Below are 12,302 nucleotides of genomic sequence, written 5' to 3'. Positions count from 1 at the left end.
CGGCGGCATCACGCCTGCCATGAAGTTGGCGATGGCCGCTTAGCTCCACTTCTGGCGACCGCTAAAAGTGGGGGGATTACCCCTCCAAGCGCATCGAGGCATTGCTGCTGATGCTCCAGGCCTCGATGTGTAGCAAATCTGCATCGTGGCATCGCCCGTGTGCATCGGCCCGCTGCAGTCCAGTGCATTGATCCGTGCCTATCCATTATGGGTTATTTTTAACTCATTGAAACAATGCTGACCAGGCCTCGGCAGCGTTGATGCCAGCAGGGCCTTAGCTGCCTCCAGTCTTAGGAGTCAGGAGGTCTGGTTGCGGCCAGCGTGCTTGAGCCGATAGGCCGGGTAAAGGCGCAAAAGGGGAGCGCCCACATCCGATTGATGCTCGCTAGTGATCGGCGGAAATGGTGTAACCCAAGGGCAGAAGGGTAGAAGGGTAGAAGGGCGACGCTAAGGGAATGGTGCCCAAGGGAAATGGGGCTACCTGGAAAAGGAAAAAGGCCATCCCTGCCCTGCATCATCACTGGGAGTGGGCATGCTCAGATTGTTTCAACGAAAGGCCGCCGTTCTGCCACCTGTTGCGGCAGTGACCGAGAGTGCGCTAGGCAAAGGGCTGTTGCACCCCAAGTCGGCTGCGGAACTACTGGCCACACCTCGACGCCAGAAGCTTCTGGAACATATCTGGCAGCGTACCTCTCTATCCCGCAAGCAGTTTCACTCGCTCTATCGAGTCCCGCTTGAGCGCTATGCGGATCTTGTGCAGCAATTCCCAGCGTCTGAAAGCCATCACCACGCGTACCTAGGAGGCATGCTGGATCATGGCCTTGAAATTGTCGCGTTCGCGTTGAAGTTGCGACAGTCGCACCTGCTCCCCGCAGGAGCTTCGCCTGAGGACCAAGCGGCGCAAGCGGAGGCTTGGACTGCAGCTGTTGCTTATGCCGCACTGCTACACGACATCGGCAAGATCGCTGTCGATCTGCATGTAGAGCTGCAGGGGGGGAGGATCTGGCACCCCTGGCATGGACCACTGAACCAGCCTTATCGTTTTCGCCATCGCGAGGGTCGCGAATATCGCTTGCATGGGGCTGCGACTGGATTGCTCTACACCCGGATACTCGATAGCGCCGCGCTTGACTGGCTCAGCGGCTATCCAGCCCTATGGTCCCAGTTGCTTTACGTGCTGTCTGGCCAATATGAGCATGCTGACATGCTTGGCGAATTGGTGGTCCAGGCCGATCGCGCCTCGGTTGCGCAGGAGCTTGGTGGAGATCCGGCGAAGGTGATGGCCGCACCAAAGCACGCATTGCAACGCAAGCTGCTTGAGGGGCTGCGCTACCTGCTAAAAGAGCAGCTGAAGCTGAACCAGCCAGAGGCATCAGATGGCTGGCTCACGGAGGATGCGCTATGGCTGGTGAGCAAGACTGTTTCGGACAAGTTGCGTGCCCACCTGTTATCGCAAGGCATAGACGGCATCCCAGCGAGCAATTCGGCTGTGTTCAACGTTCTTCAAGAGCACAGCATGCTCCAGCCCGCACCGGACGGCAAAGCGATCTGGCGTGCAACGGTGACCAGCTCAAGCGGCTGGTCACATGCCTTTACGTTACTGCGGCTCTCGCCCGCACTGATCTGGGAGGCTGGTGAGCGGCCGGCCGCCTACGCGGGGACGGTGCTTGTTGAAGCAGGCCAAGGTGCCGAGGCAACCGGCGAGAGTGCGCCGGACTTGCTTGACTCGGCCGTGCAGGACACCCCCGATGATCGAGCCAATCCGCCGTTGGAATCGAAGCCTTCTTTGAGCACACAACCCGTAGCGAAAAACGCGCCGGACATGATGGATGAACTGCTGGCAATGATTGGGGCACCAGATCAGCCGAAGACGGATGACCAAGAAAACTCATCGTTTCAGCCAACCCCTGAAGCTCCCGGAAAGCCACACCAGGGGAGCGAGTTCGTCCCAGCGGAAGAAAATCCACTATCGACTAGCGCCTACCCATCCAGGGATGAATCGAATGGCACCTCAACTCAAATGTCAGCCGATCATTTCGTGACATGGCTGCAGCAGGCGATTGCATCGCGCCGACTCGTAATCAACGACGCTAAGGCGCTGGTGCATATCGTGGCGGATGCCGTCTATCTGGTAAGCCCAGGTGTGTTTCAGCGCTATGCGCAAGAACATCCTCAAATCGCTGACTATGCCAAGCGTGAAGAGATGGCAGATTGGCAGTGGGCGCAAAAAAGATTTGAGAAATTGCATCTACACCGTAAGCAAGCCAATGGTCTGAACATTTGGACTTGCGAAGTAACCGGACCTCGCAAATCGCGCCGGCTCCACGGCTACCTGCTTGAACGTTGGCAGGGTGTATTCGGGGAGCTTCCGCCAAACAACCCATACCTGACGCTCCGGCTCCGGGAAGGAAACTCACAACCGTCAATCCACACGGACGCATCCACTTCACTTGATGCCTGAATGTGTACCCCTCATTGGTTTGCTTGAGTGTGAGCCAGTAGCGTTCACGTCTATCTCCGAGCCACGCCTATGAATGTCAAACCGGATGTCGAAGTGTGAGCCTATTGAGGTGCCTACTGGGAGTGATCAATAAGCTTCGAAAATAGGCTCCGAGCATGCTTCATAAATAATCTTGCACTCTACTCCCGGCGTAGTTCTATTGTCAGCTTTGCACCTTTCTAAAGCGACATTACTTGCTTCAACAGTTGTCCCAGCACCCACAAAACGTGAAAAGCCAGTCGAAAATGGCTTCCCGTTAACTTTTGGCTCAGCTATAACAGCACATTGATTTTCATAAGCAAGCCCGACCTTGCAGTTTTTTTCGCCATGGGAGGCGCAACGATTGAGTGCGTCCTTTTCAGCCTCAGATTTCGAGAGTTTGCCAGTAGTTACTCCGTAGCTAAAAATAGAGTCGACAGACCCCATTGCTATAGCTCCCCAGGTTTTGATCCATTTTCCTAGCGGACGAGGTGCAGGTGTCGTCTGTTCTGAGTTTCCTTGGGGAATCGGAGCGCATGCGATAGCTCCCTGCCCACCAATTTGATACTGCCCTGGCGGACAGCCTTGAGCCCAGGCAGTAATAGGAAGATATAAAATTGGAAAAACCAAAAGAACACAAAGCCTCATAGATGCATGACCTAAATATAATTAATTCATCTGAAGTACATCGGCTTCTTTAACACACCGACCTCGGTCTCGTCCAGACCGTAATATGGTTACTGATCAAGTGATCGTGGTTACCAATTCATGCCATGGCTCATGAGCTTGAAGCCGATTAAGGCACACGCGGCCAGCCTATTCCAGGCCTGACGTAATTGTGCTCTATGAACTATTTTTTACAGCACCCGCGCCGGCGGGGTCATGTCCGGCTGGGCGCGTTGCGCGTCTAGAGCCTGCGATTGGCGGATGCTCTCCTGCAACGGAGGCACTCCCTCTGACAAGTCCACCTTGACTCGGAAGCCCGGGGTTTGACCGGCGATCCACACAGCGTCCTGATGCGCGGTCACGCTTTGCAGCTGATCGACACTCAGAATACCCACACGCTTGGCTTCGACCGTGGCATGCATGGCCTCGGCCGGAGAGGTGCCGGCAGGGAGTTTGCTGTGGATGGCCTGATAAAGCGGATCGTTGGGAACCGATGCGGATAGAGGCTCACCGAACCGACCACGCGGCGCTGCCGGTGCATCCACTTCGCTGCCGGATGAGCCCATAGGCATCCTCCAGCCGGGCGCGACATACGTCGGGGCGTTTTCGCTTTGCATGTGCTGCTGCACCTCTTGCCAGCGTGCCGCCGCCATCTCTGTCGTTCCGGCGCCGGTTTCTAGGGGCCCACGTAAACGGTCGATGGCATCGACGGCCATGCCATAACCACCGCGTGCCCCAAGCGTTAAGCCACCACGCAACACCTCTACGTCATCGCGGTATTTGTCGATCATCGGCGCGTATTGACGGGCTAACTGCTGCGCCTTGGGGTCTTCCAGCACCGAGCGGTCTGGTGCGTCGTTGGCATCCACCGGCAGGAAGTTGTGCATGCGGTGCGAGTCGGCGAGTGGTTTGACGACAGCTGGATTGCGAGCGTCCAAAAGACTGCGGTCATTGGCGTAACCGGCCTTTTCCAGCGTGGCAATCTCCTGCTGGGTAGCGTAGAGCCTGACTTGGCCGTAATGCTTGCTGGCAGCACTGACCGCATCGCCGGCCATCACATGATTGATGACATCAGTGCCGCCCTCGGGAACCCGCCGGTCCAGGCTGACCGCGCCGTAGGCATTGAAGGTCTCGCCCTTGAGCCCGAAGTGGTGGGCGGTGACCTGGGCCAGATTGCCGCCGAGGGAATGGCCGGTGACGGTAACGTCGGGGGCTTCGCCGTCCTTGCCCATTTTTTGTGCATAGACCAACGCATGCTTGGTCAACTCAATTGCTTCGGCGGCCTGGCGGTTGTGACGTGCTGCGACCATTCCGCCATCGGTGTAGACACCATCTTGCTTGAGCTCACGCTCAGTCTCAGTGCCGCGATGGGCGACAACGATCTCGTTGGTATCGATCCGTCGGTAGATAATCCCCTGATAGCCTGAAGGACTATCTATGTACTCAAGGCGCTTGTATGAAACATCACCTATTACGACAGTTCGACTGTTTTCCCCTGTCTCCGGCGGCTTGTCATAACTATCTTTTGCAAGCGCTGCATATTGTTGGGTTGTGAGGCTCATGGGACCACCTTTTCAGCAGTCAGGGTGACTTTGAAGATATTGTCGCGAGCATTATCATTGAATTGGTCAACACTGATTCTGCCGCTATCCGGGAAGTTCTCTATGTCTTCCCTTGGGTAGCGCCCTTTCCAGAAATAAGTTACCCCAGGAATTGATTTTAATATCTTATCTTTATACAAGCCAGGCTGGAATCTGGTTTCTTCATGCTTGCCCGTTGCCTTTAAAGATACATCTGCACTGGTTAGTTCCCAGTGACAGGTGCCTTTCCCGTAATAATCCGCATCGACCATGCCATCAGCATAAATCTTCGTCACGTATGTGCTGTCGTTGACCTTTTCGAAATTGATGGGAATCCCATCTTCTTTCTGCTTTGTCGACATGCCCAATGAGCGATCAATGGGTGTGCACGCATCGCGATTCGTCATTTCATAGAAAGCAGTTCCTGATATCCACTCAAACGGCCCCGGCGCATCCTCGATGGTCATCGTGATCCGGTACGCCTGTGTCGGATGCGGATTCTTGCGGTAGACCGGATCGCCGTCGGTGGTGGTCGAATCGGTGTCGTGTCTTTCAGAGGCAGTATTCATGGGGTTGCATCCTGCTAAGAACACTAGAAAAAACCAGCCGACAATCTTGACCCTCAGATACCCGTTCATGCCGCCATCGTGCGTTGTGCGGCACGCTGCGCCGCCGTGACTGAGTCGGTCAGTCGTCGACAGGCGCGGTTGATGTTGATGCCATGTATTAGCAAGGCAATGATCATAAGAGCGAATACCATCCCGAACTCTGGGATTTCCCTGATTATCTTCATCACTGCCGGGACGCACGCCGCCCCCACTGCTAGCAGAAACATCAAACCCGTCATTGCAGTTGCGCTAACGATGCCCCGACGCAGCTGTTTCAATTCACAGGTATTTTTCCCGTTTGCTTGCAGCTTTTTCCAAACTTTCAGAGCACCTGCAATGAGACTCAGCAGCATCGACACTACAGCGAAGTGCAATACAGCACAGATGGTGGCCGCATACTGTGCAAGGTCCAGCAGGATCGAGAACGAAGTTCGATAGGCCAAAACAACCAAGCTTGCGGTCAGTAAGGTTGACATCAGCAGGATAGTCAACATGCGCCGAACACCCTTGGGTGACCGGTACCAATGTGCATTTGGGTAGGGAAACACGCTATCCATTACATCGCTCCTACGAGCTCCACTTAACTAACGGCGAACGTGATCAGGGGCACGGGATGAACTTTGAGGGATACCAGTTGGAAGTCTTATTGGCCACGCGGCTCTTGCATATCTAAGCTTCGCTTGATGATGAACCTGGCAGTGCATTCAGGCATGTATCAGAACTTTTCAAAGATTGGATCCGAGCAGTTGGAATAAATAACTCTGCACGAACTATTATTTACAGAGGTACAGTCTTTTTCTGCCTTGGCTGTAACTTTCTCAAGTGCCGCACCTGTGGAAAATTGTAATTTTCCATCAGAAGATTTTCCATCCTTATAAGGTTCTGCTACAGCTGCGCATTGATTAAAGTAAGTCACCCAGTCGCGGCAATCTTTGCCTCCAGCTCCAAGGCAACTGGATAAAGCAGCTTTTTGCGCTTCTCGTTTAGAGCGTTCTCCACTTGCGACTCCTACTGCGCCGGCACCGGATTCATCAAGTGCGACGCCCCCCCAGGTTTTAATCCATTTCCCAAGCGGCCGAGGTTGCTCTTGGACGGAATTATCTTGTGGAATCGGGGCACATGCTGCCACTCCCTGTCCACCAATGGGATACTGCCCAGGCGGGCAGCCTTGCTCGGCCATTGCCGGAAGCCCGACGATCATAAGAAAAAACAGCGTAAATCTGTTAGCACTCATATATGCACGCCTTCTGCAAAACCTAATCCCGGCAATTTTAGGCACTGCCGCTTTCACTTCTTCCAGCATTACCCCGAGAACCTGGTATTGGAGTAGATTCAGATCCACCCAATGAGCCAACAGTACGGTTCGTCACTTGACCTGTGGACTGACCTCTACCAACTGACTCCTCATTGGAAGCTCTATGCGGTTGCTGCGGCATATAGGACCCGGCCGGTTGCCCCTGTGGTCCAGGACTTGCTGCGCCGCCACGATCAAATGCTGAATATGCCATGAACGTTCCCATATTACCCTGCCAAATTGCAGCCGCCAATGTTGGAACGCTTATGATCAACAAGGTCATGACCAGCCCGATACCGCCCTGTTGTAGGGCTTGGCTAGATAGTCCTTCTGCATTGCCTAATGTGATGAGTTGGGCAGCCCAGTAGGCCGCAGCCACTTTTGCCGTGAATTTCAGCACCATCGCCGTGACCACCGACAGCATTGCCATCGAGAACAGCGTGCCGATCACGTAGAACAACCACTTCTTGAACAGGTCTTTGGTCTGGTCGAAGATCAGTGCCAAGATGAAGATTGGCCCGATCCCGATCAAGAACGCCATAGTGAACTTGAATAACAGCAGCATTGCTCCAGCCGCCATCGGCGGACTGGCGGTGCCGAAGCCCGCCATCAATACAGCGCGGCCTTTCTTCTCTATTGCCTCCGGATCGGTTGGGTCGACGCGCACCGCATCCAGCGCGGTCAGCGCCACCTGCGTATAGGCAAGATTTTCGTCAATAGCATCGGAGGCGGTGCTGTCTTCATCACCCGTAAAAAGACCATGGATCTCTTTGTCCAGGTTTTGGGTCATGGTCTGGTGCAGCATTGCCCCGTTAACCCCGACAGCTGAGGCAAGGCTGATGATGATCGCGACCTTGCCGGCCTTGATCATGGTCGCCATTGCACTTTCACGCGACTGCCCGGTTGCGATGCGATAGCCCAGAATCAGTACCCACAGAGTGGTTACTGTCAAAGCGATCGTACTGACCCACCTCATAGCGCGGCTCATCAACTCCAAGCCGAACTCTTGAATCTCATTGCTGAAGTAGTCGTTGACCAGTTTGAAGAAAACGAACTCACCGAGGCCGATATCCGCCAAAGGCTGCAACCAGTTCATCGCTCCGTGGAGAATTGCGTCCATTACCTTCTGCCTGTCTGTCGTGGTGTAGCGATCAATTGGATAACGCGGCTTTCAGCGTTGCGGCCTGCACGAGCTGTCCCAGCGGTTTGAGCCAGCTATTTTGGTCGCCATCCAAAGCTTTTCTGGCCAATCGTGACTGATCTTCCTTCAGCCCGACGATATAGCTGTCATATGCCGTCATCTGGGCCTGCCAGTAGTCCAGGTCCATGGCGTTTTGTGCTACGAAACGCTGAACTTCGTTATCGTTGGCAGCAAGCGCCCCTTGGCTGGTGCCACCTCGGTCGCGCTGCGCCTCAATCGCTTTAAACTGGTTGTTGCGTTCTATAAGGCGCTTGAGCATGCGTACCGACTCGTTGTACTTGGCATTTTTTGCCAGCACCATGCGTGTGCAGACCTTCATTTGCTCCTCCACCATCTTGCCGTTCATGTTGGGGGCGAGAGACTTGAATTGCTGCAGCACCCCTGAGAGGCCTGTCTTTGGGGCACCCGGACAGTCGGCTTCCAGGCCATAGTCTTCTGGACGTTCGGCAAAGTTGTCAGCCATGGTGGACGTCCCTAGGTTCAACCGCTGAAGCTTGATGAGCTGCTGCTGATAGTGATCCAGTTGCTGCTGATACTGCTTGAGGGTCTCGGTCCATCGCTTAGCCTGCTCTGCGTACTCCTGTAAAGCCTTCGCCATAGACGTTGGGTCATTGACAATCACTCCCACTGCATTCGCGGGCCCAACACTAAGACCGGCTGCAAGCAACAAGCCTGCGGCGAGACGTGAAAATGAAAGGCGTGAGCGGCGTGAGCGGTCATTCATGGCGGGACTCGTCAGTCTTGTTGGGTGCAGATTGATGGCGGGGATAGCAAAGCGAGGGATATAGATGGGACAGCCCGGAAGGCGATAGGCAGCCCAGGCAGGTTGAGAGGAGTCAAGCGCTTGTCGAAATCATGAAGCGAAAGAATTTTGTTCGGACACAGGCACAGCGACGAGTGAAGACGCCGCCGGGGGTGCGGAGATGATCGCCTGCTAGGGCCATTATCCTTATGTGCTATTGAGGCAGGTTGGGTCGAACTCTGGCATAGGTCAAGGCAGATTGCCACTACCTGCTTCCCCTCCAGACCGTCATCTCATTGTCTAGCGGCCGCCACCTCAAGGCACAAGGTTGCCTGGGTAGGAAAAATCTGACATCCGGGAACGGCAATTCCCCACCCTCTACAATGGCGTGCCCGGTCGAGTCCGCACGATATCTGTCAACCGAGGAAAGCTCTGGATCGCGTACCGTCGCAGCTGCCTGGACCGCAGGCGAGCACTCCCTCTTCGAGGGGAAAGGACATGTGATGCGTAACTTCCAACGTACGGCAGCAGTGGCATTGGGACTGCTAGGACTGGCAGTCTCATACAGTGCGGCGGCGTGCTGTCCAGATGTCGGTCATAGCCCCGCTGCAGCAACAACAGGGCTGGGGGCCAGTCGTCCCTCTGCTACTGATCTCTCGGCTGTCAGCACCTTGCACGTGTATACGTTCGAGCGAGATGGGATCCGCTACCTGCAAGTCAATGGCCCTAGTGGCGATGTCCGAACTGCAATCGGGTGGATCGACGGTACCCGTTGGGTCATGCCGGTTGGTATCGATGCAGACCGCACCACGATCCTCGCGGCGGGTTCACGCCCGAGCGGTACAGTCGTATATGAAGGAGACGGTATGACGGTGCTGCTACAAACACTCCCGCGAGGTAACAGCTGGCTCATCGTACCTAAAAATTGATCGTGTCCCTGTTGGTTCTGAAACAAAGAAGCTGATCTTGCCCGTATGGTGGCGCCGGCAGGTGCCACCATACGAGCGCACCCTGCTGGACAACTCTGCTGTGTTCTCAAGAGCGGTCCGACTGGCAGGCTTGCTTTGTGGCTTATCCCCGTAAATTGATATAGCGATGCCCTGCAGCCCGCGCAGTTTTCCGACCCTGGCCTTAATGGTATGACGCCTTGCTGGAGTCAGGCAGGCAATCGCCTGCTGGGTGCATCTGTAGACGGCAAGCTGCAGCCCAACAGACAGTTTCATGGGATTGCCGCGAAGCATCACCGGGTGGATTTCTGTGTGACTCGCGCTGGCGAAGCCTGGCGAACGGAAAACGTGATAGAGCCCATGCGTCTCGATCTCCAGCGGGTACAAAGCATTGATGTACTCGTGCAGCATCTTCGATTGGATAGAGCCCGTGCGAATCATCCGCATGGCGGCTTCATGTTGTCCGCGTGACTTGAGATGACTTTCTATGTCGCGGCGTAGTCGGTTCATCTGTACCTCAATGTCGACGTACTCGATCACGTGCTCGCGCAATTCCCGCTCAGCCCAGAGGTAGCTCAGTTTTGCCGTATCCAAAGCCTGTTGCTCGCCTCGCAGTCGCAGGCGCACTTCGGCCATGGTGCTAGATATACGCGCGCCCAACACGAATAGCCCGGTAGCCGTTGTTGCGAGCATCACCTGCACGACAAAGCCTATTGAGTCATAGGCCCCCAGCACACCCGTATTGCGCAATGAAAATGCCAGAGCGGTGTTCGCCAACACAACGCCGATGGCCGCGCCCCGCCAGCCATGCAACCAGGTGAGCAGAACGGCAGGAACGATCAGTAACGACATTAAGCCCAACCGTGCAACATTGCTTTGCGGCAGTGTTGCTAATGCGAAGATCAATGCAGTCGCCAAAACCGCCAGTGCGCAATGAGGCGTCAGGCGGCTGGGTGTGTCCTCGTCGTGGCGGCGCATCCATAGAAGCACTGGCAGGACAACCATCAACATTCCGAGGTAGTCACCTACAGCGAAACGGGCGAACTTGACGCCGCTGATCGCCGACGAAGGCCCATCGAGCATGATGTTGGTCCCCAGAGTGCAGAGCGCGCCCCAGACTGCCGTGACCAGAAGCATCGGGATCAGTGACGCTCCTGCGCGATGTACTGCCCCATACCTTGCCCGAATAGCGATAGGGACCAGAGCGATGGCCGGAACCAGGATCCAGGGGCTAGCGTAGGCCCAGGTAGGATTGACACCGACACTGCTGATCGCGGGAACCCGAATCATCAGCAACGCCGCGACATCGCCCACCAGTATCCAGGGTAGCAAGCGAGAAGGGGCGAGCAGCAACGCTGCAATCCGAAGGCCAGCTGGCAGGTACCACTGATCCAGTGAGCAGTGCCAAGACAGTTGAAACGCCAGGCAGTAGGCCGTAGCGGTTAACAGGCCCTGCGTCACACTTTTCAGCCCTTCCATGGGAATACCTTGAGTTTTGACGACGCCAGAGCATACCTGAGCGGGAGCCGTAACGGTGTCGGTGACCAGACTACAGCCCAGTGAAACGGGTACGCCACAGATGCGCGTCAGGTATGTGGGGAGCCTGCTGCAAAAACATGGACGTCCTTGCCCTCTCAGCTTGATCAGATGGACAGAGGCCGTGGCGGGGAGCGGGGAGTTGGCGGGAGCCTTGGAACGCAATTCGGCTTAGTCACGCGACGAGCAGTGTTCATCGGTGACGAGGACGGCACCCTGTCAAGTTGGGAGAGCGCTCTGCCGCCAGGCACGGCGTCCCGGCCAAAGTCAAAGCGTGCCATCATTCACCACATCTGAGCGAGCACGTCATTTCAACCACTACCAGGGAGGTATTTATCATGAAGCCACGCACGACTGCCGCCACTTTCGCACTGGCTGCGGCTTTAGGCCTTGGCCTGAGCGCCCCAGCTCGCGCCCAGGCGCCTGATCCTTGCTCGGTCTTTCTTTGCATGTCCAGCATGTCCGGCTTCGGCACTCCGTCTCCTGAATGTGCAGCGCCGATCGCAACCTTCCACGCCATCCAGGTATGGAGCCCTGCCTTCAACCCGCCGGCCACGGCGGCGGCACGTCGGGTGTACCTGACGACATGTCCAGGCGCGACTGCACCGAATCAAGCCATCTTGGAAGCCATCATCGCGAAGTGGGGCTATAGGCCTTGACGGGCATCGCCCGCTGACTCAGAACCATGCTTCTGAGACTTTGCAGGAATACCACCACGCCCCTGTTCGCCAGGTGGATCGCGCATTGCCCTTCTATGCGATTGGGTTCCTACGCATCGGCCAGTGGGAAGTGAACCCGCAACCTTTGTATGTTCGCCCGTAGGAAAGCGCACTCTGCAGCCAACCTTGGGTTTGCTGAAACACCGCCTCCCAAGGCGGAAAATCGTTGGGAAGCAATCACGACGGTGCGACGGCCCGTGCGATCCAGCGCCGTGCGATGAACATCGCGCGTAGCGCGTACTGACGCTGTGTCGCCTGCGCATCTATCAGTGTCAAATACGGCGCAACTAAGGCCTATTCTTCGTCGGAAATGTCGGTCGGATAAGGCTTACGAGGCTTCATCCGTATACGTTAGAGTGGCAGGGGCAAAGCTCATAACACGCTCTAGGGAAGGTCTGAACAACGAGACCTGACAGGGCGGAAGGTGGCGTCGTTCCGAAGAGTGGCTTTTGGAACTTCGGAATTTCGCCATTTCTGGCGCTTTCCGCGGGAATTTCCCGGTTCACAGACGCACGCTCCCCATCGCCGGC

At 55.9% G+C, this 12,302-nt stretch carries 9 protein-coding genes and 1 pseudogene; 1 reads left to right on the top strand and 9 read right to left on the bottom strand.

Annotated features, from left to right (window positions below):
• Positions 1-532: 532 nt before the first annotated feature.
• On the top strand, positions 533-2,461 hold the full coding sequence (gene mobH / locus J7367_RS19465; protein ID WP_039574478.1) for a MobH family relaxase: 1,929 nt from the start codon (positions 533-535) through the stop codon (positions 2,459-2,461).
• Positions 2,462-2,587: 126 nt separating this feature from the next.
• Here the strand turns inward: mobH and J7367_RS19460 are convergent, their stop codons facing one another.
• From J7367_RS19460 to J7367_RS22380, 9 genes and pseudogenes are all read right to left on the bottom strand, one after another.
• Entirely contained in the window at positions 2,588-3,127 is a 540-nt protein-coding gene (locus tag J7367_RS19460; RefSeq protein ID WP_081028039.1) for a DUF4189 domain-containing protein, read from the bottom strand.
• Positions 3,128-3,336: 209 nt separating this feature from the next.
• A complete protein-coding gene (locus J7367_RS19455) occupies positions 3,337-4,707 on the bottom strand; it encodes a DUF6792 domain-containing protein (protein WP_039574475.1) in 1,371 nt (456 codons plus the stop codon).
• The gene (locus tag J7367_RS19450; RefSeq protein WP_039574471.1) at positions 4,704-5,363 is read right to left on the bottom strand and encodes a hypothetical protein; all 660 of its coding nucleotides are present in this window, start codon (positions 5,361-5,363) and stop codon (positions 4,704-4,706) included. Before J7367_RS19450 ends, J7367_RS19455 begins: the two co-directional genes overlap by 4 nt.
• Complete coding sequence (locus J7367_RS19445; protein ID WP_039574469.1) at positions 5,360-5,890, bottom strand: hypothetical protein; 531 nt, start codon at positions 5,888-5,890, stop codon at positions 5,360-5,362. Before J7367_RS19445 ends, J7367_RS19450 begins: the two co-directional genes overlap by 4 nt.
• A gap of 158 nt (positions 5,891-6,048) precedes the next feature.
• Positions 6,049-6,636 carry a DUF4189 domain-containing protein gene (locus tag J7367_RS19440; protein WP_236493590.1) on the bottom strand — a complete coding sequence of 196 codons (588 nt, stop codon included), beginning with the start codon at positions 6,634-6,636 and terminating at the stop codon, positions 6,049-6,051.
• Entirely contained in the window at positions 6,605-7,747 is a 1,143-nt protein-coding gene (locus J7367_RS19435; RefSeq protein WP_039574466.1) for a type IV secretion system protein, read from the bottom strand. Before J7367_RS19435 ends, J7367_RS19440 begins: the two co-directional genes overlap by 32 nt.
• Before the next feature lie 31 nt (positions 7,748-7,778).
• On the bottom strand, positions 7,779-8,426 hold the full coding sequence (locus J7367_RS19430; RefSeq protein ID WP_039574464.1) for a hypothetical protein: 648 nt from the start codon (positions 8,424-8,426) through the stop codon (positions 7,779-7,781).
• A gap of 1,022 nt (positions 8,427-9,448) precedes the next feature.
• Entirely contained in the window at positions 9,449-10,996 is a 1,548-nt protein-coding gene (locus J7367_RS19425; RefSeq protein WP_039574463.1) for an MASE1 domain-containing protein, read from the bottom strand.
• A gap of 956 nt (positions 10,997-11,952) precedes the next feature.
• A pseudogene (locus J7367_RS22380) lies at positions 11,953-12,114 on the bottom strand (IS5/IS1182 family transposase); the annotation flags it as partial.
• Between the last annotated feature and the right edge of the window lie 188 nt (positions 12,115-12,302).

The sequence above is a fragment of the Xanthomonas sp. D-36-1 genome, from assembly GCF_017746155.1.
GTDB lineage: Bacteria > Pseudomonadota > Gammaproteobacteria > Xanthomonadales > Xanthomonadaceae > Xanthomonas > Xanthomonas cissicola.
Note: the sequence above shows the minus strand (reverse complement) of the source record. Positions and strands in the feature narration are given on the sequence as shown.

What these genes read in the sequence shown, in the direction of transcription:
- J7367_RS19445 (WP_039574469.1), bottom strand. Translation starts at nt 5,890, where the DNA reads ATGGATAGCGTGTTTCCCTACCCAAATGCACATTGGTACCGGTCACCC.
- J7367_RS19450 (WP_039574471.1), bottom strand. Translation starts at nt 5,363, where the DNA reads ATGAACGGGTATCTGAGGGTCAAGATTGTCGGCTGGTTTTTTCTAGTG.
- J7367_RS19430 (WP_039574464.1), bottom strand. Translation starts at nt 8,426, where the DNA reads ATGGCGAAGGCTTTACAGGAGTACGCAGAGCAGGCTAAGCGATGGACC.
- J7367_RS19440 (WP_236493590.1), bottom strand. Translation starts at nt 6,636, where the DNA reads ATGCTGGAAGAAGTGAAAGCGGCAGTGCCTAAAATTGCCGGGATTAGG.
- J7367_RS19425 (WP_039574463.1), bottom strand. Translation starts at nt 10,996, where the DNA reads ATGGAAGGGCTGAAAAGTGTGACGCAGGGCCTGTTAACCGCTACGGCC.
- J7367_RS19455 (WP_039574475.1), bottom strand. Translation starts at nt 4,707, where the DNA reads ATGAGCCTCACAACCCAACAATATGCAGCGCTTGCAAAAGATAGTTAT.
- mobH (WP_039574478.1), top strand. Translation starts at nt 533, where the DNA reads ATGCTCAGATTGTTTCAACGAAAGGCCGCCGTTCTGCCACCTGTTGCG.
- J7367_RS19460 (WP_081028039.1), bottom strand. Translation starts at nt 3,127, where the DNA reads ATGAGGCTTTGTGTTCTTTTGGTTTTTCCAATTTTATATCTTCCTATT.
- J7367_RS19435 (WP_039574466.1), bottom strand. Translation starts at nt 7,747, where the DNA reads ATGGACGCAATTCTCCACGGAGCGATGAACTGGTTGCAGCCTTTGGCG.